The following is a 21,913-nucleotide window of genomic DNA, read 5'->3' on the forward strand; positions in this document are numbered from 1 at the left end:
GAAGAGTAGTGCCCTGCCCGCCGCGGCAAGCTTGATCCAGATCAAGGTGAATGTTGCGCCGCTTGTCCAGGCGCCGCCCGCGGCGGCCCTGCTCCCGTCAACGCGGCGGCGGAGATAAGGCGCGCAGGATGTCCGGCTTCCAGGCCTGACGAACGCTGTCGAAGGCCGCGAAGTCGTGGTCGAATTGCCAATAGGCCCAGGCCCAGCCGAGCTTCTCGGCACTCCTCGCCATGAACGACAGGTATCTCACGCGGCTGTCGGATGGCGCCCGCTCGTACACGCCGAACTCGCCGAGATAGACCGGGCGCTTCTCCTTCTCAGCCCAGAGCTTCATCGTGTTGAAATCGGCGGCAGCCTTGGCTTCGTCGTCCGGGCTACCCCAATCGAGCGGCCCGATCCGCGAAAACGTCTGGGACCACGGCGCGCCCTGATGGGTGAATCGTAGCGGCGCGTAGTAGTGAAACGTGACGATGAGGTTCCTGTCGTCGGCCGGCAGTGCCAGCTCGTCGACGCGGATGTCCACGGTGTTGAGAATGGCGGCAACCACCTGCCGCTCGGGATTGGTGCGGCGGATGATGGCGAGACATTCATTGAGGAGCGTGTTCCAGCTCGCCGACGTCATCTGCCCACCGGGCTCGTTCAAGACCTCTAACACGAGTCCTGGATATTTTCCGGCATAGCGCTCGGCGATCTGCCGCCAGAACGCCCTGAGCTTCTCGGCGCATCCGGAAACGTCGCTCTGGCAGACGTGAGTATCGTGTTCGTCGAGGACGGGGATGAGGCCCCTTGCGAAAACCTCCTCGATCACGGCATCGAGCCGCCGCAGGACGATCTCGTCCAGCACGTTCCCGGGTCCCATGAACTTGAAACCGAAGAAATTGATCCTGACGTGCGAGAAGCCCGCCTTCTTGATCGCCGTCAGATTCTCCAGGCGGAACGGTGCGTTCTGACCGCCTTCCCAGATTCCATCGTAGCCGAGAATGTTGATGCCACGGCCCAATCGCGGCATGTCACCGGCAGCGGCAGGCCCGACCAGCAGCGAGGCAAGGCAAAACGCGGTTGCTGCAACAGACGAAATTCTCGGCCAACGGGCCCGGATGGCGATCATCATGCTTGCCTTGGTGAGGGCTAAAAGTCGGTCTGCGGCACCGGTCTGCACGTTGCGAAGAAGAGCGCCAGGAGGAGCACCGACGTAAACATCGTCGAACGAAGGAACATCGTCTCGGTGAAATTGGACTGAAAGCTGAGGACGACAAATCCGATGATCAGGGCGCAGTGAGACCGGTCGATCGATCGCGTGGAGATCAGATGGAGAATCTTGGTCGAGAACAGGAAGACGCTCGTGGCAAAGAGCGCATATCCCAGAAATCCCGTTTCGATCAGGATCGCGATGTAGCCGCTGTGGTAATTGTCCAGGACCCAGCCGTGGTTCTGCTCGAAATAATCGTAGAGCGACGGGACCGTCCAGAACCCGTTGATGCCGAATCCAAGCAGCGGTGCGTTGTCGAGATGGCTGATGGCATACTGCCAGATGAAGGTTCGCTCGGTAAAATCGATGTTCGCATCGCCGATATGGATGGCGTCATAGCCGGTCACATAGAAGTAGAGGATCAGGAAGCCGGCCAGGACGCACATGACGAACGGCAGCACCGCATAGATCTTCATGCAGCGGACCGACCACATCGAGGTCAGGAGCAGCGCGCAGGCGGCGAGCGCGACGGCACCAGCGCCTCGCGATTCCGACGCGAGGACGCAAATTGACGCCAGCAGGAACACGACGAGGAAGGAGATCCAGCCCTGCCCCGTCATCTTGCGATAGCAGGAAAAGAACATCAGGTAGGCGCCGACGAAGCCGAGCGTCTGCTTGGATTCATAGATGCCCTGCCACTGTCCCTCGTGCATCCAGGTGTGATCGATCCCGATATCGGGCACCGCGATCGCGAAGAAGGCCGATGCGGCGACCGATATGAAGAGCCCGAGGACCGTGGCCCCCACAATCTCGTCGATTTCGATACGCGTGATCAGACAGAACGCGCCGAATGTCGTCATCGCCAGCGCCGCACTCTTCATGAATGCCGCGGCGTTCAGGCTGGACCACGACACGGAGACGACGGCGAGGCCATAGAATGCGACCAGAACGATCAGATCGGGATTGAGCTGCAGCCGCAGGCGCGGACGCACGAATGCACTTGCGTAGATGAGGACGGCCCACATCAGGATCGCAATGGCCTGTTGCAGATTGCCCAGCTGCTCCGGCAGCAGCGCGGTGTTGAAATTGCCCATCGACGCGACCACGTTGACGGTGATCGAACCGAGGATGGCGGTCCTGGCAAGCTTCTCGACGCTGGCGCTGCGCGTCTTCCAGAACGCGCTCTCGAGTGCCTCGGAATCCACCTCGGTCTGCAGGCTGGCCATGAGACGACTTTCCTAAAGCGCGGTTAACAATCCGCTAGCGCGTCGCGATTCCCCCGGCGACTTAAGAGTTTGGTAACGATATGAATCCTGCCGGCCGCATTAATGCAAATTACACGCCTCCGGTGTCTCGCCCGTAACGACCTTGCTATAAAGCGCGGGTCCGGCTCGATCGACCGTCCCGATTTACCTGGTTTCCCGGTTGCGCATGAACAGGCCCAGCACCAATTTCAATATCGCCATCGAGCCGGCGTTCGACTTCCTGTCGCCGAAATACGCAGAGCTGTTCGACGGCTCCGCCGCCACCGCGTTCCAGCATCCGGTCTGGCTGCATAGCCTCTACACCGGGCTTGCGCCGCATGCGGGGGCAACCCGTCTGATCGTCGTGGCGCGCCATCGCGCAACGGGCGCGCTTGCGATGGTGCTGCCGATGCTGCGGGTCCGGCGTGGACCGATCCGGACCGTCGAATTCGCCGACCTGCGCGTCTCCGACTATCTGGCGCCGGTTTGCAGCCCCGAGGTATTTTCGCAGCTGCTCGCGGACGAGAGTGCATGCGCGGAGATCAGGTATCTCGTCCGTCCGTTCGATCTGCTCCGGATGACCAAGCTTCCGGACGGACGGCTTCCGATCGAAACGCTTCTGGCTGCGCCGCGCCGCGTGTCGATGGAGACCAACGCCTACGCGACCGTTCTCGTCGCGCCGTTCGAGCAATGGCGGGCCAGCGCGCTCGATCGCTCCTATCAAAAGGAGCTCGCAAAGAAATATCGCCAGCTCCAAAAGAAGGGCACGCTGAGCTTTTCATGCTGCAACGACAGCGCCTCCGTCCTCGAGGCGCTTGACGTGATGCGGAAGTTTCGCGGCCCGCGGTTTCAGTCGCAGGGCGACGGAGACCTGCTCCAGCGCCCCGAATATTACGCCTTCTATTCCGACGTGGCGCTTCGCGGTCTCGGCTCCTTTGTGCGGCTCTATGCCATGAAGATGGACGGCGAGGTGATCGCCGCCGTGCTCGGACTGCACCATCAGGGCAGCTTCCTCGTCATCATGAGCGCCTTCGACATCGACGGATACAAGAGCCAGTCGCTGGGCGCGCTCATGTTCGAGCAGGTGGCGCGGGATTGCATCGAGCGCGGCGATCAGATGCTCGACTTCACCATCGGTGACGAGCCGTACAAGAAACTGTTTGGCGGGCAGCCTTCGCCGATGTGGGCGGTCACGCAGGCCGGCAGCACCGCGGGCGCCCTATCCCTGTTCGCACTGAAGCAGGCCCCCTGGCTCAAGCTGGCCGCCAAGCGAATGTCGGAGTTCAGGCTCTTGCCGACCCGCACCTCGACGCCCACGCGCTGAACGAGGCGGGACGTCGAACGACGCAGAGCTCAGGCGCGCAGCGCGCTTCGGACCAGCGCGAGCCAGCCCGGCCGCATTTGATCGACGCGATGGGTGAAATTGCGCCGCAGGAAGTGCAGCCGCCGCCGCACATCCCAGCCGATGTCGTCGCGGGACGTCAGCGCCTGGCGGAAGCGCGCCATCTTCAGCGATTGCTGGTCCGCCGCGACCTTGTCGCGATCGGAATAGAACTCCGATATCTTCTCCTTGCTCATGCCTGCGGTCATGAGCCACCGCGGCGCATATTCGGTGCAAAGGCGCTCGACGTCGACCAGCAGGCGGGCAACGCCGGTGCCGGCCGCAGGACAGTTGGTCTGGAACGCATCGCCGATCAGCACGACGCCATCCTGGAGGTGTCCCTCGACGACGGACAGATCCATCACCCAATTCCGGACCCGGTCCGTCACGTGGAAATCGCCGAGATAGGGCCGCAGTCCCGGCAGCAAGCGCAGAAGCGTCGCTTCGGTATCGCGACGCAGATCGCGCATGACCGGATCGGCCGGGTCGCGGAACATGAAGAGATTGGCCCGCATGCCGGCCCGCACCGGAAACAGGCTGAGATAATCGACGCCGTCGGCGGTGCGCTCGCCGTAGCAGGTCAGCGCGTTGAAATCGAACGGCGTGCCGTCACGCCGGGCAATCGTGAAGCCGAACGAGACCGAGTGGCCCGCCGCCAGCACGCGCCGCTTGATTCCGAGCTTGTGGCCGAGAGCTCCCGCCATCCCCGTCGCCAAAACGACGAGACGCGCCTTCAGGCGCCGTCCGGAGGCGAGCTCGAGCTGCTGCACGTCGTCGCTGCAGCTGATTGCCGCGACTTCGTCGACGATCAGGCTGGACGGCTGGGGGATCTGGCCGCGCGCCATGGCAACGAGATCGGCATAGGGAAGCCCGTAAGCCTGGCCGACGCTGACATCAACCAGCTTGCCTTCCCTGATGTTGAGCACGCGGTCGTAGGGACACGCGACACTCTCGAGGCCACCGATGAAGCCCAGCTTCCGGAACATCTCGAGCTGGTGGCCGCCGATCTTCTCGACGCGGAATTCGTCCGGATAGACCGCGCGCTTGTCGATGAGGGCGACGCGATGCCCTGCCCGCGCGAGCACCGCCGCGGCGAGCGATCCCGCAAGGCCGCCGCCGACGATCGCAACGTCGAGCATCGTCGCAGCCCCGGTTGCTGCGGCCGGCTCGGTCACGCTTTGATCCGCCGTCATGGTTCAGGCTCCCACGGTTAACGGTGGCCCCATCTGCAATTCTCTCGTGCAATTCTCTCGCCTGATGTCGCATCGCGGGATCAAACGCGATCATTTCTGCCGATCGAGGTTAATGAACTGGCGCACTGATCCAGCTCCATGATGTCGCGGCACGCGCTTTGCTCGGGATGTCAGGCAAATTCCGGACTCGGCCTGAACGGCGGCCCTTTCCGCAACCATTTCCGCATCCAAACGGCCGATCTCGTCGTCATGGCCGTCGATGCGGCGCTGTGGCGGCATTTCGGTCGGGTCAGGGCTTTGCGCGAACGGGACAATCGGGACGGCTGTGTTTCACGGTGACGCAGCCGCGTCGTCACGGCATCGTCATGGCCGGCAACATCCTGAAGGTCTCTCATTAACACTCGCGGTTTTTCGGCATGCTAGGCTATCTCCGCTATCGGACCACGTCTCTTCAGGGGAAAGCCGCCCCTCGACTTCCATGATCGAATCCATCGTCCAGTTCATGCGGCGCGACGTGACGCGCGGTGTTGCCGGGACCATCCTGCTCAAGGTTGGTAGCGGCGCGCTGGCGTTTGCGTTGTTCTCGCTGGCGGCGCGGACGATGTCGCCCGACGGGTTCGGCATCTTCGCGACCTGGCTTTCGGTGGCGCAGATGGCATCGGTGGTGGGACTGGTCGGTCAGGAATCGCTGCTGGTGCGATTCCTCAACGAGTACCGGGTGGCAGATCAGCCCGATCTCACCAAGGGCGTGCTGCTATCGAGCCTGAAGATCTCCTCCGCGGCGATGCTGATCGCGATCGGCGCAATCGCGATCGTCGCGAGCCTGCGCGGCGACGGGTGGCTGCTGATCCTCGCGGTGGCGGCCTACACCGCCGTGAATGCGGGGCTGATGCTCGGCAGCCAGATCGCACGCTCGCTGGTCAGCATCCTCATGGGCGAAGGAAACAGGGAGTTCTTCTGGCGGGTCAGCGTCGTGCTGTTTCTGATCGCCGTCCTGACCGGTCATCGCCAGCTCGATCCCGCCGAACTGATCGTCGTGATGACGATCGCGATGTCGATCGGCCTCGGCGCGCAGATCATCGCGATCAGGCGCGCGCTGCCGGATTTCCGCAGCACGGCAGCGCGTTCCGAGACGTCGCGCTGGAGGTCGAGCGCGCTTCATTTCTGGGTCGCGTCCATCCTCGAAGCCGCCAACCAGTATTTCGACGTCATCCTGGTCTACTGGATGCTGGATCCGGCGACCGCCGGCATCTACTTCGCCGCATCGCGCCTCGCCAACATCTTCGCCATGCTCTCGGCCGCGCTGTACAGCTTCGGCGCGCGCCGGCTGCCCTCGCTGTACTTCAGCAAGAACCACCAGGAGTTCGAGCGGACCTTGCGGCTGATGGCGGAAGTGACCGCGCTCTGCGTGATCAGCGGACTTCTGCTGATCTGGGTTGGCGGCCCCTATCTCCTCAACCTGTTCGGGCCTCATTTCGCCGCACAGCACTGGGTCCTGATCGTGCTTGCGATCGGAACGGCGTTCCAGGCAGCGGGCGGTCCATCGGCGGCGATCTTGCAGCTGACCGGCTATGAGCGCGAATATGTCCCCGTCGTCGCCGCGAACGTGGCGCTGCGGCTCGTGGGATTTCTCGTTCTCATTCCCTGGTTCGGCGTGCTCGGCGCTGCGATCTCGGCGACCGTGTCGCTCGCACTCGCGACCATCGCCCTCAACATTCTCTGCCGCCGGCGGACCGGGGTCGATCCTTCAATTCTCGGATTGCTGCGCTTCTCTGCATCGAAGCGCGGTACTTACGTCGTCCGCGGTGTAGACTCCGCCGAGTAGGCATCTATTCAGCCGGCCAGACCCAGCACTTCGCCCCGGCGCGGCGCCGAGGGATCGGCGGGCACGTGATTGACGACGATCCCGGTCGGCACACCGCCGAACCGGGAAAGCGCAGCCGTTGCCCTGCGCATCGCCGCTGAGTCCACAGCGTCCTCGCGCGCGACCAGAACGACGAGATCGGCATGCGCGGCCAGAGCTGCCGCCTCCGGCTGCAACGCCAGCGACGTCGCGTGAACGACGATCAGATCGAACTCGGAGCGAATATCGTCCGCGGGCGTCGCATTGGGCTGCTTGCCGGCGCCGAGAAGCTCGTCGACGCTGCGGACATCCGCCGTGGTGGTCATGCCGTCGGCTTGCGCTTTGGCGTTGGCAGGACGGGCACCGCCGAGATCCGGCTCGACCCGGATCAGGACGCTCAGCTTCCCGCGGTTCACCGCCCACCGGTTCAGCGAGCGCGCGACGGTGTTGCCGCCGGCGCGCTTGCCGACCGACATCACGAGCGCGACCTTGCCCCGCGGTCCCGGTGACTTCTCCAGCCGCTCGAGCAGCGGCTGGAGATAGGGACCGAGGTCGAGCTCGGCGGTTGCGGACAGCGGACCTTGCCAGATGTTTCTGGGGCCTTCGCCCGACATCAGCGCGGGAACGCGGGCCCATACCGGCGGGCGTGACCAAGCCCCCGCCTGGCGCTCAGCCGGTTCGACCTCGCGCGCGCGAACGTCCGAAACGGGTTTGTCCGATCCGCGTGCCGTCGCGGCGACAATGGCCGTCGATGTCAGCAGCGAGCCGATCGCGAGCGCGGCGAGCAGCAAGGGCAGCGGCGGAAGCGTCGAGCGCAGCGGCGGAACGGCGGATGAGGCAATCTTGGTCTGCGAGCTCTGCAACAGGCGCTGCTCGTTCGTGGTCTTGGAGCGCGACAGAAACTGCTCGTAGATGTTCCTGTTGGCCTCGGCGTCGCGCTGCAGCTCCTGGAGCTTCACCAGCGCCTGACCGTCGACCAGCAGTTGCGACTCAGCCGCCTTCATCTGGCTTTCCAGGGCCTTCTGCTGATCGCGCTGCGCTTCATATTCCGACTTTGCGGTGTCGATGCCCTTGGCCCGTTCCACCTCGATCTGTCTGTTGAGATCGTTCAGCTGGCTGTACGACATCACGAGGTCGGGATGGCGGTCACCGAACACGGCCCGCCTCTGCGCGATCTGATCGTTGAGCGCCGAGCGCTGGGCGCGCAGCGCGCTCAGCAGATCCTGCTTCACGGGACTTTCGACATTGCCCTTGAGGTCGCGCTGCGCCTGCTCAAAGCGGGCTTTGGCCTCTTCGGTCCGCGCACGCGCAGCGGCGACCTGCTGCGACAGCTCGGTCACGCGCAGCTGCTGCGTCGTGGAATCCTTGCCGGCATTGACGATCCTGTGCTCGAGCTTGAAGGCGGCAACCGCGTCCTCCGACACCTTCAACCGGTCGTTCAACGTCTTGAGCCGGCTGCTCAGCCAGTCGGCGGCCTCGTCGGTCGCCTCGGTGCGGATGCTTTTTTGGCTCGCGACGAACGCCTCGGCGATGGCATTGGCGTAATAGGCCGCCCGGTCCGGCCGGTTCGAGGTGAAGCGGAAGGCGATGACGTAGGTCAGCCCGCGACGGGAAATATCGAGACGATTGCGGAATCGCTCGAGCAGGCGCGCGGGGTCGGTGTGTCCCCCGGAAATGTCCTCGTCGTCGCCAATCCTGAGCTGCTCGAGCAGCGGCTTGAGAAAGCCGTCGGACTTGGCGACTTCGACCAGGCTTTGCAGCGCGGCGCTGTCCTGTCCGATGCCCGGCAGGACGTCCTGCTCGGTGGTCACGCGCTGCTCGCGGGGATCGACCACGACCAGGGCGGTCGCGGCATATCGCACCGGAATCACGAGCAGAACGACGACGCCGAACGCGAAGATCGCGAGCGCAAGCGTCAGGATGCGGCGACCATTATCCCGGACGAAGGACAGCGCACCGGCGGTCGTGAGCATACCGCGCGCGGCGGCTCCGCGCCCCTCGCCGTTCGAAGAATTCCGGCCCTGCCACGACGCGGCGGTCGATCCGGAACTGGTCGGGTCTGCGCGGCGACCGAACGTCATGGAGTTTACTCGGATTCAACTGGCAAACACTGGTTCAGTGGCCTGCCCCCAACGTAAATATCTATGGTTAATCCGCGGTTACCCGGCCCCGCGCGACCATGACCAATTGGTTAATGCGCTCGCGCCAATCTGCCCGACAGGAGCCGGAATTCCCTTGTGAATGACGTGCTTTCGGCACGGCGCGCATTAACTCCGTTTGTTGCTAGTCGGTGTCTGGCCGATGCCCGCATGATAGGTACGGGATTAAGAAGGTGAAGATTTCATTAGCGGGTCGGGATCCGTGCTCCATTACCAGCCAGGCACAGAACTGGGCGAGGCACCGAGGCTGCCGTCGACCGCGGCAGCACTGGCAAGGCCGGACGGTGGCGCAGCGAAGCCGCGTGTGCTTCTCGTGCAGACCCAGGCCGAGAACGCGGGTGCGCAGGAGATCTCCAGGCTCCTCGGCGCCGGGCTGACCGCGCGCGGCTACCGCGTCACCAACCTGTTCTTCTTCCGCAAGTCGGATTCGTTCGACGAGCCCCCCGATACGCTCTATTGCGCCTCGCGCCGCCCCGGCGATCCGCTGGCGCTGCTGCGCATGCTGTGGACGCTCGGCCGTCATATCAGGACCATCCGGCCCGATGCCGTCCTGACCTTCCAGCATTTCGGCAACGTCATCGGCGCGGGCGTGACGCGCCTCGTCGGCCGCGCGCCCGTCGTCGCCAATCAGGTGTCGTCCGCACTGTCGATGAGCTGGCCGGTCCGCACCGCCGACGTCGCCATGGGCAGCCTCGGCTTCTTCGACTGCATCACGCTCAACTCGAAGGACATGGAGCGCGAATATTCGCGCTACCCCGCGGCCTACCGCTCGCGCATGGTGCATGTCCCCCACGGCTTCGACGACAAGGCGCTCACCTTGTCAAAGCAGGCTGCGCGGCAGAAATTCAGTTTGCCGCCGAACCGTACATTGCTCGGCTGCGCAGCGCGGCTGCATCCGCACAAACGGCTCGATGCGGCGATACGCCTCCTTCCCGATCAGCCATCCTGGCACCTCGCCCTCGCCGGCCAGGGCGCCGACGAGGCGCGGCTGAGGCAGCTCGCGGATGAGCTGAAAGTATCGGACCGGTTGCATCTGCTCGGCGAAATCCCGCCGCGCCGGATGGCAGAGTTCCTCGCTTGTCTCGACGTGTTCGTATTTCCGACGCAGGCCGAGACCTTCGGCCTTGCCGCGGTCGAGGCCGCGAATGCCGGTGTTCCCTCCGTCGTCACCGATCTTCCCGTGCTGCGCGAGGTGCTCTCCTTCGAAGGCAAGCCGACAGCCCTGTTCGTCGACGCCACCGATCATGCGCAGCTGTCGGCTGCCGTCTCCAGGCTCCTGAATGACCAGGCATTGAGCGACGAGCTGCGACACAACGGCAAGGGCCTGAAGTCCCGCTATTCGGTCGATGCGATGGTGGAGGAATACGTTCGAATTCTCGGCCAGGTCATCTGACCGGGCATTGGAAGAGATGGGCTCGACATGATCATCGAGTTTCGCTGTGAACGTGACTATGCGCGGCAATGGATGGGCCACGAGGCGCTGTCGATCGACGGCCGCGACGTTCCGGTCCGGATCGCATGGACCGCGACGGCACAGCCGCGGCCCGCGGGCCTCGATGCGCTGTTCGAGCTCGAGCGCCTGGTGCTCAACAAGGGCAAGCTAGGTGGCGCCGGCAGGCTGAAGATCACTCCGGAACGAGCGCAGGCGCGCACAGGCACGGCCGATGTGATCGTCGATTTCACGGGCGCGTCGCGGGATCCGAACTGTACGGCCCGGCTGTATCTCCGCCCCCTGTTCAATGGCACTGCCGGCGAGAACGCCGCGCTCGCCGCGATTCTCGCCGGCGATCTGCCCGTCATCGAGATCGTCAACGAGGTCGACGGCGCCGTGCTCGATCGCGGTCATCCGTCCGCAGAGATCGCGGCCGGTCTGAGCGGCGGGCTCGAAACGGTCATGGCGCGAACGCTGACCATGGTGGCGGCGATCCTGTCGGGACGGCCGCGCATCGTGCCGCAGCTCGCGCGTCCCGCGCCTGATGGCAACGACCGGCAGCCGGCGGCCTATGTGTTGCGCGGTCTCGCGGTGTCGATCGCCAAGGAGATCTATCGCCTCTGCTGCTATGCGCCGCACTGGCATGTCGGGTGGCGCTTCAATGACGGCGCCGGCGTCTGGCAGACCGGAGATCTCTCCGGGCCACGCTGGAACGTGCTCGGCGATCCCGGAAACCATTTCTACGCCGACCCCTTCCCGATCACCTGGCGCGGACGAACCTTCGTCTTCTTCGAGGACCTCGATCACCGCGTCGGAAAAGGCATCATCTCGGCGATCGAGTTCGGCGACGCCGGGCCGATCGGAGAAGTCGTGCCGGTGCTGGAAGAGCCCTGGCACCTCTCCTATCCGTTCCTGATCGAGGACGATGGCGAGCTGTGGATGATCCCCGAGAGCTCGCTCCACGGCGACGTCGCGCTCTACAAATGCGTCCGGTTTCCGGACAAATGGGAGCGGCACGCGACGCTGCTGTCGGGCCTCGAGCTCGCCGACGCGACGATCACGCGGCACAACGGACTGAACTATCTGTTCGGCGCCTGGCGCGACGGAGCCGGCGGCTATTCGGATTCGCTGGCGATCTATTACGCGGACCATCTGCTCGGGCCGTGGCTGCCCCATGCCAGCAACCCGGTGCTGATCGATCGCGCAAGCACGCGACCGGCGGGGAATTTCGTCACCATCGATGGCAAATTGTGGCGGCCGGTGCAGAACTGCGCCGATGGATATGGCGCTGCGCTCGCCCTCGCCGAGATCGTCGAGCTGTCGCCGACCACGTACAGGCAGGTCGTCCGCCACTCGCTCAAGCCGGGCCCGGCCTGGACCGGCAGGAAGCTGCACACGCTGAACCGCTGCGGCCGGCTCGAGGTGATCGACGGATCGCGCGTCCAGCCCAAGACCCGCGTCTTCACGAGCAGACGTCCGGCGGCCGTTCTCCCGGCGCGAGCGAGCGCATCGACCGCCTGCTGAACCGCCGCGAGCTTGTTGCCGGCGGCGGCGCAGCCTGATGGCCTCAGCAGCCGCGACAGATGACCAGCTTCCTGTCGACTTCCGTGTCGAGGCGTCGCAGCTCGGCGTCCGCCGCCGACGGTCCCGCGCTCAGCGGAATATCACGCAGGCGCGGCTGCCGGTGACCTATCGGTGTCCGCAATCGCTCGGCCGATGCAACATCGTCGGCGGAGGCGATCCTGCGGATAACAGTGCCTGACGTGCCTTCGGCATCTGCGCCTTCGAGCGAGGAGCCGAACAGAAGCAAGGCGGCAACGACGGTCAGACCATATCGGTTGGACATCATCATTCTCCTATCGCGGTCGGATTGGGGCGCTCGGGAAATGAGCAACCTGACGCGATGGATAGGACGAACGAGCTACACGACGGCTTCCCGCCAGCGATATCGCGTTACCGGTGAAACTAGCCTGCGGAGGCGATCCGCTTGGCTCTCTTGCCGGCAGCCGATGCCGTGAGGCATCGCGACAGCGCCGCGGCGAGCTCGGCCGACATCAGCGGATGATGCACGAGCTCGGTCACGCCCGCGGTCGCAAGCAAGGGCGCAGCGAAATGATGCACGGAGGGGCTCGCGAGAATGATCGGCAGGCCCGGCGCCGCATCATGCAGCAGATAGGCGAGATCGAGCGAAGAGCCTCCCGGCACGTGGCACACCAGCGCCACGTCGAAGCGCGTGCGCGCAGCGCGGCAGGCCGCCTCGGCATCGTCCAGCCGCGAGAATCCGACCGGCTCGTAACCGAGCGCGGCGAGAATCTCCTCGTTGCGCAGCAGGCGCTTGCGGTCCGCTTCGAGCACGAGAACGGTTTCCCCGGCGCCACGAAGCGCGAGCGACGGCGCGAGCTGCACCGATATCGGCTCATCCGGCGATCCGCACGGCAGCCAGATGTCGAAGCGCGTTCCGGCGCCAAGCGTGCTCTGCACGACCACGGCGCCGCCGTGCTGCTCGACGATCTCCCGGACCGTCGCAAGCCCGAGACCGTTACCTTCCGACCGCGTCGTGAAGAATGGCTCGAATACCTGCTCGAGCGTCGCCTCGTCCATCCCCGGTCCCGGATCGGAGACCGAGATCACGGCGAAGCGGCCACGCCGCAATTCGGTTCGCCCGATCGACAACGGATGCATGATGTCCCGTTCGGCGATCTGCAGGTCGATGACGCCGGGTTCTTCCATCGCCTGGGCGGCGTTGTTGCAGAGATTGAGGATGACCTGCTGCAATTGCGCGGGCTCGCCCGAGACGGTGATGTTTTCGGCACGCTGGCTGACCACGAGTCTCACATGTGCAGGCAACGATGCAGCGAGCAGCGCCTCGGTTTCCGCCACCAGCGTTCCGATGCAGATACGCTCCTGTCGCCCCTGGCTGCGCCGGCCGAAGGTCAGGATCTGGCCGACGAGCTCGCGCGCCCGCTCGCCGGCCCGGCGGATCTCGGCGAGGCTCGCCGCGGACCGGCTCCCCGACTTGATGCCGTTGTCGGCCATCTCGACATAGCCGAGGATCGCCCCGACGATATTGTTGAAGTTGTGGGCAATACCGCTGGCGAAGGTGCCGATCGTCTCCATCCTCCGCGCCTGTTGCAGGCTCGCCTGCAGCCTCTCCTTCTCCTGCTCGAGAACCACGCGGCCCACGGCGTTGCGGATCGCATCGAACGCGGTACGGAAGAGCGCAAATTCGGCCCATTTGCTCAGCGCCGGCGCCCGTACCGCGTCGAAGCCGAGAATGGCGGCGTGTTCACGTCCTGATTGGGTCTTGATGCACAGCCAGCCGCGAATTCCGGCTTCGTCGAGCAGGTTCGCCAGATCGTCGGGATGCGATGGCCAGACCTTGGGAATGTAGATGATCGCTTCCTCGCGATCATCGAACCGTTGGGCTAGGTCGAGCGCCCGGCTCGGCCAGGTCGCATCGAAGCGAACACCTTCGCGGCCCCATCGGTAGACATTGTCGGTAGCGGCTGCCGACCATGCGAAGTAAGCCCTGTCCGCACCGATGAAGCCTGCAAGCTCCTCGAGCGCGCTCTCCACATGGCTGCGCAGCGCATCACGATGCGAATCGATGAAGCGCATCGAGATATTGGCGATCACGTGCTCGAAGGCGGCGCGACGGCGCAGGGCCTTGGCCCGCGCGCGCAACAACAGGCCGAAATACACGAGAGCGCCGAGCAGCATCAGCGACGTGACATATTGCAGCAGGCGGTTCTTGCGCGCCGCCACCCGCGCGGAGATCTGGCGCTTGACGATCAGCGCGTGAACGGCATCCTGTTCGCGGTTGTTGGCCTCGGCGACCAGCGCTTTCAGGATGGCATCGACGTCCGGAAGCAGGTCGTGCAGCAGCTGGCCGTGCGCGACGGCCGCGTGCAGCAGCTCGTTGTCCTGGGACGCAATCTGCAAGCGTGCCAGATGGTCGAGCCGGGACTGCAACTCACCCGCGGTGACGTCGGACGTATCGAGCGTCAGTTGCAGCATCGCAGCGGACAGCGCCGAGACATCCGCCACCAGCGGCCGGTCGTCCGACGACGACAGGCGGGCGCTGAACAGACTGAAATAGGTGAAGGAGTTTCGAAGCAGCGCGTTCTTGCTCTTGAATTGCTCGATCAATTCCTCTTGCCGCGTGGCGCGCGCAGACAGCACGTCGATCGCGGCAAGCTGCTCCTTGTCCGTACCGGCAGCCTCGCGAAGCCGCACCAGTGCGGCGTCGTAGGCGTCCACCATCGCGACGAGGCCATCGTAATTCCGTGACAGGCCGGCCCGTGACGTCAGCACCTCGCGGCTGATGCCGCGCTCGAAGCGGGTGAAGTCGGAAAGCGCCTGCGTCTGACGGTCGTAGCGGTCCGAATTCAGGTTCAGACCGTTGAGCAGGAGCCAGGTCAACAGCGCGAGCAGGAACGCAACGCCGACCATTGCGGGCGCGAGCTTCATGGCGCGCCTCCGACCTGGGAGCGGTGATATTGTCCGGTCAGAGTGCGGAGGAAGGCGACGATTGCCTTCACCTGAGGATCAGTCAGCGTTGTGTTCAATTGTGCCTGCCCCATCTTGCGAACCGCGTCATCGAGCGTCGGTGCGCTGCCGTCGTGAAAATAAGGCGGGGTGGTCGCGACATTGCGCAGGCTCGGCACGCGCAGAATGGCCGGATCCGGCGAGGCCAACGGATGAAATATGCCGTGACGCTGAAACAGATTTCCGCCGATATTGACGCCCTGATGGCACGAGACGCAGCCCAGGGATTTGAACTCGTGGTATCCTTCCAACTCCTCGGAGTTCAACGCGGCGCTGTCGCCCTCGAGCCAGCGGTCGAACCGGCTGCCGGGCGTCACCAGCGTCTTTTCAAAATTCACGATGGCGTCGACGATGTCGTCGCCATCCGGACCGCGGCCGTAGGCGGCAAAGAAGCCGGCGCGCATCACGGGATCCTGATTGAGCCTCTGCGCGATCGTGTCGAGATCGCTGCCCATGATCCGCGGGTTGACGAGCGACGCCGCGACGTCTGCGCCGACGTTGCGATATCTTCCCTCCCAGCTCAAACGAAAGCTGTGCGTCGCGTTGAAGACGGTCAACGTGTTGAGCGGCAGCTCCGCGCCGCTCAGATCGACGTCGTGCGACTTCGTACTGGCGCCGTTGGAGTTGATGTCGTGGCACGACGTGCAGCTTCTCGAATTGTCGCGCGACAGACGATTGTCGCCGAACAGGCGCTCACCGAGCCTGACCTTTCGCGGATCGAGCACAGGAGCCGGCGGCATCGGCGTAATCGGCTCGTCCATGCCGCGCCAGGCAGGCGTTGCCGATGGCGCCACCTGCGGCGGCGCCGGAGAAGGCTGGAGGCCGCTGAGGACCAGCACACAAATCGCGACGAGAGCTCGCCGCCGCACCAATTTACGCAACAATCGATTCTGGGCAAATCCAAACACTGCCCGTCAGGTAGTTGTTGTCATGCATTTCAGCAATCCACGGTTCTGGCCGAATTAGCCTGCAACCTTCAAGTCTTCTTGATCGATGCGGCCGCCCCTCGTCGCCGCGTAGACGAACTGTCTCGCCCAGCCGCACGGTATCCGGCCGGCCTCAAGGCCGCGCGCGATGAGGGCCAGGACGACCACGTGATAGTAGTCCAGGCCGGCGATCGCGCAGAAAATCGCATCAGCAATCACGACAGTACCTCACCATCCGTTCAATGTCCGCCCGGCCCTGGATGCCTATATCCCGCAAGGTCCGGTCGTCGTATTCCGCCAGCGCCCTGACGGCCCGCCTGATCTCCTGTTCCCTGCGCCAGTGCGTCCACAACGCCACGATCTTCTCACCGAGCCCGGCTAGCCAGTCTCCGCGGTCGTGCTGCTCTATCCACGCGCCGAGCTCAGGTGCGATGACATTAGAACCGTTCAAATATTGAGAGGCGCGCTGTTCGTGCGCCACAGCGGGATCGCGACTGCCAGCGAAACGCGCCTGGTGCGCATTTGCAGAAACCGACGCCTCTTCGACCGAGAAAGCCGCGCTCGGATGCAGCGCCGCGCCATAGACGGCAAAGCCTTCCATGAAGAACTCAAGCGCCGTCGACCACCAGGTGGTGGCCGGACGATCCATCTCCACGAATGGTGCTACAGCCAGCGGCGTCGGGTCATTCGACATGGCCGGCGGCGTGGCGCGAACGCGCTTGCTGTCCCGATCGTTCGACAGATCAAGCGGCGCAATGCCGCCGATCTGCATGCGAGGCGGCCGAACGATCCGGTTCACGTTTGAAGAGAGCTGCGGATCCAGCATGGGACGATTCTCCTGCGCGATGTTTGCAGGAGTGACCTTGAAGCCGCCCTGTTACGCGACAGTCACCGTCACGGGGAAAAAGGTTACAGACGCAGCCTCGCGGCGCCGTTCGCGCCGCGATTAGAACGGTTCTACCGGAAGGGTGAAGACGTAACCGACGCCGCGCTCGGTCTGGATGATGCGCGGCGCGCTCGGATCGGTCTCGAGCTTGCGCCGCAGCCGCAGCACCTGAACATCGATGCTGCGGTCAAAAATGTCTTCGTGGATGCGGGTCGCCTGGAGCAGATGCTCGCGGGTCAGCGGGCGCTGCGGTGCTTCGAGGAACGCCAGCAGCAGCGCATATTCGCCCTTGCTCAGGGGAACCTGATCGTTGTTTGCATCCAGCAGCCTGCGGCCGCGGCGTTCGAGCTTCCAGCCGTTGAAGCGATAGCCGCCGCGTTCCGGATCGCGGGCGCGCGCGGCCCGCCCCATCTCCTGACGGCGCAACACGGCGCGGACCCGCGCCAGCAGCTCCCTCAGGCTGAATGGCTTGATGATGTAGTCGTCGGCGCCGAGCTCGAGACCGACGATACGGTCGATTTCGTCGGGCCGGTGCCCGGTCGTGATGATGACCGGCACGTCGGACTGCGCACGAATTTCCCTGAGCATGTCCAGGCCGTCGTCCTGCCCCAGCCGCAGATCGAGAATGATCAGGCTGGGCTGCGCTCCTTCCAGATGTCGGTGCAGTTCGGCCCGGGTGGATGCGGCCCTGCTCGGGACGTTGTGCTCTTCCAGATATTTGATCACCATCTGCCGTAGGGTGGGGTCGTCATCGACGACTATGATATGGCCGACGTCTGCCAACATATTTGATCTCTCAAACTTGCCCCGGAACTTGCCTCGAGCCAATCGCGTTGGCTACGCAATGTCCCGGCTTGAACACGCAATCGACTGCTTGCTCCGGCTGAAGCGGAAAATCAGGCACTCTATCCGCCGACGACGATTTGGATCGTTCGAAAAGAAAGACCATTTGCCGACGACGTATCTAGATATGTACTGATGACGAACAATAACGTTCGCGATCCTTACCGCGAACTTGGTCATTTTTCCGTCGTATTCCGCGGAATCTCCTAGACGTGAAGACTTGTGATCCCAGCCATTTACTACTTTAGCGAACGCGTCGCCTCATCGAGGCGATGCGGATTTTCCAGATCGCACGCCGAATTACAGCTTCGTTTCAGCACAGCCGGCGACAGTTACATTTGTAACATGGCGCGGCTCTCCGAGCCGCCCGCATCTCTACAAAGCCACGATCCGTTGCTGCCGTAACCATTTCGCGCCCGCCACGAAGTTTTCCGGTAACGGCCGTCCCGACATTTCTCCTCTGCTCATCGAGCGGCATCAGACCGCCGATTGACAATCAGAGGATCGACCACATGAAAGTTCTCTTCGCTTCGACGCCTGCGACCGGCCATCTCAATCCGATGCTGGCGATCGCCAACATCCTCATCGCCGACGGACACGAGATCGCTTTCCTGACAGGGACGGTGTTTCGCGCCCGCGTCGAGGCCAGCGGCGCGAGATTCTTCGCCCTTCCCAAGGGCGCCGACTTCGACCTGCGCGACATTCTGTCGGTGGTCCCGGAGTTGAAGACCATCGCGCCGGGGCCCGAATGGCTGCGCCTCGCCTGCGAACGCATCTTCGTCGACGCCGTCCCGGCGCAGAACCAGGGCCTCTACGAGTCGCTGGAGCACTTCCAGGCCGACATCATCATCGGCGACGACATGTTCTTCGGCGTGCTGCCGATGCTGCTCGGCCCGCGTGAGGCGCGGCCGCCGATCGCGCTGTGCGGGACGTCGTTCCCGCACTGGACGCGAGACGACGGCGCGCCGAACTTTCTCGGCTTGCCGCCTGCGACGACCGAGGAGCAGCGCCGGCAATACGCCGTCATCGCAGACGAGTACGACGCCAACGTCGATCTGCCCGTGCTGCGCAGCCTGAACAGGGTATTGAAGCCCTTCGGCGTCCGGCCGGTGACGCGGCCGCTCTTCCATTCCGTCATCGAGCTCGCCGATACCTATATGCAGCTGTCGGTACCGAGCTTCGAGTTTCCGCGCAGGTTTCCGCCCACGGTCCATTTCGTCGGCACGCCGCCGATCATTCGAGACCAAGTCCCCTTGCCGGCATGGGCGGACGAACTCGACGGTTCGCGCAAGGTGGTGCTGGTGACCCAGGGCACGGTGGCCAATCACAATTTCGGCCTGCTGATCGTGCCGACGCTCAAAGCGCTGGCGAACGAGCCCGATGTGCTCGTTGTCGTGACCGCCGGCGGCCGCCCGGTTGACGCCATCCCCGGCCCCATCCCGTCCAATGCACGGGTCGCCAGCTATCTGCCGTTCGAATGGTTGCTGCCGCGCGTCGACGTGCTCGTCACCAACGGCGGCTATGGCAGCGTCAACCAGGCCATGAGCTTCGGCATCCCGCTGGTCACGGCGGGCATGACGGAGGACAAGGCCGACGTCAATGCGCGCGTGGCGTGGTCCGGCGTCGGCATCAATCTGGCCACCAACGAGCCGACGCCCGAAGCGCTGCGCGAGGCGGTGCGCACCGTGCTCGATCGTCCCGCCTATCGCATGCGTGCCTCGCGCATGGCCGACGAGTTCACCAGCATCGGCACCCGATCGGCGGTCCTGCGGATCATCAAGCGCCTCGTCACCGATGAGGACGAGACGCAGCAGGCCGGCGCGATCGAGGCAGGCCGGAGGTCGGCACATCGCCAGGTGAGCTGACGCGCGCTGACGTCATCTGACCTTTCGACCTCCGCCCGGGGAAGGAGGGGATCGTCCCCTCCCCTCCTTCCCACAACTCCATCGCATGTGAAGGGCCATGAAGATCCAGCCCGCTTCCGCCGCCTTTACGGTTCTGCTCGGCCTCCTCGCGGCCGTGCCCTATTCCGGCATCGACATCAACCTTCCGGCGCTGGCCGCGACCGGCGCTGCGCTGGGAGCAAGCCCCTCACATGTTGGCCTGACGATGAGCGCCTTCATGCTGAGCCTTGCGATGGCGCCGCTCATCTACGGACCGATCTCCGACCGGGTCGGCCGCAAGCCCGTCGTCGTGTTCGGCCTGGCGCTGTTCGTGATCGCAAGCCTCGCCTGCGCGGCAGCGCAATCGCTGCCGATGCTGCTGCTATGCCGCGCGGTCCAGGGCGTGGGCGCGGCCAGCACGACGACGACTTATGCGATCATCCGCGACCTGTTTGACGAGGCGTCCGCGCGCGCGAAGATCGGCGGTATCGTGGTCACCGTCAACGTGGTGACCGTGATTGCGCCGACCGCAGGTGCCGCGCTGCTCGCGATCGGCGGATGGCGGCTGATCTATGCATGTCAGGCTGCGGTCGGCGTCATGCTGATCGCCGTCGTGCTGTGGGGAATGGCCGAAAGTGCGAAGACCGTCGCCGAACGTCGCCTTGGCGCTTCTGCGGTCTTCAAGGACTATCTCCGGATCGTCACGCACCCGGTTTCGCTCGCCTTCATCCTGATCGGCGCCGCTGCGGGCTCGGCCGTGTTTGCCTATGTCACGGGCTCTTCGCTGTACTTCATTGGCGTCGTCGGCTTGCAGCCGAAGCAATATGGCCTGATCTTCAGCGCCTGTTCGGCGGCGGTGATGTTCGGCGCGTTCCTCGACGGCCGGCTGAGCCGACAGGGTTTCGCGCCAGCGGACGTTCTGACGGTCGGTCTCGTGCTGTCGTTTGCCGCCGCAGGCACGATGCTCGTGACGACGCTGGCCGGCTGGAGCCCGCCTGCCCTCGTCGCCGCCCTGCTGATGGTCGTGGCGCTGTCCTTCGGGCTCAGCTTGCCCAACCTCATGAATGCGACGATGCAGCCCTTGCCCGACATCGCCGGCGCGGTCGGTGCCGCGGCTGGCACCGTTCAGATGACCGCCGGCGCGATCGCCAGCGGCTTGGTCGCACTGCTCTTTGACGGACGTACCGCGCTTGCGATGGCGGCCGTCATGGCCGCTTCCGCGCTGCTGGCGCTGACGCTCTATCTGCGATTTGGCAGGTCGGCCGGACGGCCGACCTGGGTGAGCAGCGTGTGAGCATCGATTTCCGTGGGGCCACAATCGGCCGAAACTGCCGCACTGCTTTCGTGCTTCGAGCAGTGCCGGCAGCGGGCGCTTACTGCGAGCGATCCGAGGTCCAGCCCTTGTACTCCGCGATGTTGTCCCTGGTCACGAGCTTGGACGGCAGGAGCTCGACGGTGGAGGCCGGCTTCTGGCCGTTGAGAATGCCGACGCCGACCTGCACGGCACGCCGCGCCATGAAGAACGGGTCCTGCGAGGCGGAGGCCTGGATCTGCGGCGACTGCGGATCTTTCAGCGCCACCTCGATATCGGGCGCGCCGTCAACCGCGGTGATGACAATGCCCGTGCGGTTCTGCTGGCGCGCGGCAAGGTCGGTGCCGATCGCCTGCGGGTCGTTGATGGCGAAGATGGCGTCGATCTTGGGGAAGCGCGTCAGATAGCCCTGCGCCACGTTGAGACCGCCTTCGCGCGAGCCCTTGCCGTCCTGGTCGCTGGACAGCACCTTGATGCCGGGATTCTTCGAGAACACGTTCTTGCAGCCGACGACGCGGTCGATCACGGCGGAGACTTGCGGCCCGTTCTCGATGACGACGTCACCCTTGCCGCCCAGTTTGTCGACGATGTACTGGCAGGAGATCTCGCCGGCCTGCACGTTGTTCGTTGTCACGGTGGCATCGGCGCCTTCGGCCGCGGTGTCGACCGCGACGACCACGATACCTGCCGCCTGCGCCTTCTTGATCGCCGGGCCGATCGCCTTGGGATCGCCCGGGTTCAAGAGGATCAGATCCACGCCGGCGGCGATGAAATTGTCGATCTGGGTGACCTGCTTGCCGAGATCGTATTCGAAGCCGACCGCCGTGATCTTCACATTGGGATTGGTCTTCTTCGCCTCGAACTCGGCGCCCTTCGACAGCGCGACGAAGAACGGGTTGCCCATCGAACCGAGCGAGACGCCGATCGACTTGAGCTCCTTGGCGAAGGACGGCGCGGTGCTTAGTGCGAGCGCCATGGCAGCGCCGGCGAGCGTGATCGTCTTCAACATTGGCTTCCTCCCTGGTCTGTCTTCATCCCCGGCACGGCAGACCAGTTGCCGCAACGGAACATCGC

Annotated in this window: 17 protein-coding genes; 6 read left to right on the forward strand and 11 right to left on the reverse strand. The window is 64.5% G+C overall.

Annotated features, from left to right (window positions below):
• Nucleotides 1–97 precede the first annotated feature (97 nt).
• Entirely contained in the window at nucleotides 98–1,108 is a 1,011-nt protein-coding gene (locus tag QA642_RS32220; RefSeq protein ID WP_283087018.1) for a glycoside hydrolase family 5 protein, read from the reverse strand.
• Between the two features lie 20 nt (nucleotides 1,109–1,128).
• Nucleotides 1,129–2,415: an O-antigen ligase family protein gene (locus tag QA642_RS32225; protein WP_283080474.1), complete on the reverse strand. Its 1,287-nt coding sequence runs from the start codon at nucleotides 2,413–2,415 to the stop codon at nucleotides 1,129–1,131.
• A gap of 205 nt (nucleotides 2,416–2,620) precedes the next feature.
• Between QA642_RS32225 and QA642_RS32230 the strand changes: the two genes are divergently transcribed.
• Nucleotides 2,621–3,757, forward strand: a complete 1,137-nt coding sequence (locus QA642_RS32230; RefSeq protein WP_283080475.1) for a GNAT family N-acetyltransferase — start codon at nucleotides 2,621–2,623, stop codon at nucleotides 3,755–3,757.
• Between the two features lie 29 nt (nucleotides 3,758–3,786).
• Here the strand turns inward: QA642_RS32230 and QA642_RS32235 are convergent, their stop codons facing one another.
• Nucleotides 3,787–5,007: an NAD(P)/FAD-dependent oxidoreductase gene (locus tag QA642_RS32235; RefSeq protein ID WP_283080476.1), complete on the reverse strand. Its 1,221-nt coding sequence runs from the start codon at nucleotides 5,005–5,007 to the stop codon at nucleotides 3,787–3,789.
• Nucleotides 5,008–5,485: 478 nt separating this feature from the next.
• Between QA642_RS32235 and QA642_RS32240 the strand changes: the two genes are divergently transcribed.
• Complete coding sequence (locus tag QA642_RS32240; RefSeq protein ID WP_283080477.1) at nucleotides 5,486–6,832, forward strand: polysaccharide biosynthesis C-terminal domain-containing protein; 1,347 nt, start codon at nucleotides 5,486–5,488, stop codon at nucleotides 6,830–6,832.
• An 8-nt stretch (nucleotides 6,833–6,840) separates the two neighbouring features.
• On the opposite strand, the gene QA642_RS32245 is transcribed toward QA642_RS32240, so the two are convergent.
• On the reverse strand, nucleotides 6,841–8,931 hold the full coding sequence (locus QA642_RS32245) for a GumC family protein (RefSeq protein ID WP_283080478.1): 2,091 nt from the start codon (nucleotides 8,929–8,931) through the stop codon (nucleotides 6,841–6,843).
• A 280-nt stretch (nucleotides 8,932–9,211) separates the two neighbouring features.
• Between QA642_RS32245 and QA642_RS32250 the strand changes: the two genes are divergently transcribed.
• Both QA642_RS32250 and QA642_RS32255 read left to right on the forward strand, forming a co-directional pair.
• Nucleotides 9,212–10,402 (forward strand): glycosyltransferase family 4 protein, encoded by a 1,191-nt coding sequence (locus tag QA642_RS32250; RefSeq protein ID WP_283080479.1) that lies wholly within the window; start codon nucleotides 9,212–9,214, stop codon nucleotides 10,400–10,402.
• A gap of 27 nt (nucleotides 10,403–10,429) precedes the next feature.
• On the forward strand, nucleotides 10,430–11,965 hold the full coding sequence (locus QA642_RS32255) for a hypothetical protein (protein WP_283080480.1): 1,536 nt from the start codon (nucleotides 10,430–10,432) through the stop codon (nucleotides 11,963–11,965).
• Nucleotides 11,966–12,008: 43 nt separating this feature from the next.
• Here the strand turns inward: QA642_RS32255 and QA642_RS32260 are convergent, their stop codons facing one another.
• From QA642_RS32260 to QA642_RS32285, 6 genes are all read right to left on the reverse strand, one after another.
• A complete protein-coding gene (locus QA642_RS32260) occupies nucleotides 12,009–12,287 on the reverse strand; it encodes a hypothetical protein (RefSeq protein WP_283080481.1) in 279 nt (92 codons plus the stop codon).
• A gap of 119 nt (nucleotides 12,288–12,406) precedes the next feature.
• Complete coding sequence (locus tag QA642_RS32265; RefSeq protein WP_283080482.1) at nucleotides 12,407–14,911, reverse strand: two-component system VirA-like sensor kinase; 2,505 nt, start codon at nucleotides 14,909–14,911, stop codon at nucleotides 12,407–12,409.
• A complete protein-coding gene (locus tag QA642_RS32270) occupies nucleotides 14,908–15,828 on the reverse strand; it encodes a cytochrome c peroxidase (protein WP_283080483.1) in 921 nt (306 codons plus the stop codon). The genes QA642_RS32265 and QA642_RS32270 overlap by 4 nt, the downstream gene beginning before the upstream one ends.
• 123 nt (nucleotides 15,829–15,951) lie before the next feature.
• Nucleotides 15,952–16,134, reverse strand: a complete 183-nt coding sequence (locus QA642_RS32275) for a hypothetical protein (protein WP_283080484.1) — start codon at nucleotides 16,132–16,134, stop codon at nucleotides 15,952–15,954.
• The gene (locus tag QA642_RS32280; protein ID WP_283080485.1) at nucleotides 16,124–16,741 is read right to left on the reverse strand and encodes a DUF1127 domain-containing protein; all 618 of its coding nucleotides are present in this window, start codon (nucleotides 16,739–16,741) and stop codon (nucleotides 16,124–16,126) included. Before QA642_RS32280 ends, QA642_RS32275 begins: the two co-directional genes overlap by 11 nt.
• A gap of 120 nt (nucleotides 16,742–16,861) precedes the next feature.
• Nucleotides 16,862–17,587, reverse strand: coding sequence for a response regulator (locus QA642_RS32285; RefSeq protein WP_283080486.1), 726 nt, complete (start codon nucleotides 17,585–17,587; stop codon nucleotides 16,862–16,864).
• Nucleotides 17,588–18,156: 569 nt separating this feature from the next.
• Between QA642_RS32285 and QA642_RS32290 the strand changes: the two genes are divergently transcribed.
• Together QA642_RS32290 and QA642_RS32295 are read left to right on the forward strand one after the other, a co-directional pair.
• Complete coding sequence (locus QA642_RS32290; protein ID WP_283080487.1) at nucleotides 18,157–19,509, forward strand: glycosyltransferase; 1,353 nt, start codon at nucleotides 18,157–18,159, stop codon at nucleotides 19,507–19,509.
• Nucleotides 19,510–19,606: 97 nt separating this feature from the next.
• On the forward strand, nucleotides 19,607–20,821 hold the full coding sequence (locus QA642_RS32295; protein WP_283080488.1) for an MFS transporter: 1,215 nt from the start codon (nucleotides 19,607–19,609) through the stop codon (nucleotides 20,819–20,821).
• Nucleotides 20,822–20,900: 79 nt separating this feature from the next.
• Here the strand turns inward: QA642_RS32295 and QA642_RS32300 are convergent, their stop codons facing one another.
• Entirely contained in the window at nucleotides 20,901–21,848 is a 948-nt protein-coding gene (locus QA642_RS32300) for an ABC transporter substrate-binding protein (RefSeq protein ID WP_283080489.1), read from the reverse strand.
• Nucleotides 21,849–21,913 lie beyond the last annotated feature (65 nt).

Source organism: Bradyrhizobium sp. CB2312 (assembly GCF_029714425.1).
Taxonomy (GTDB): Bacteria; Pseudomonadota; Alphaproteobacteria; order Rhizobiales; family Xanthobacteraceae; genus Bradyrhizobium.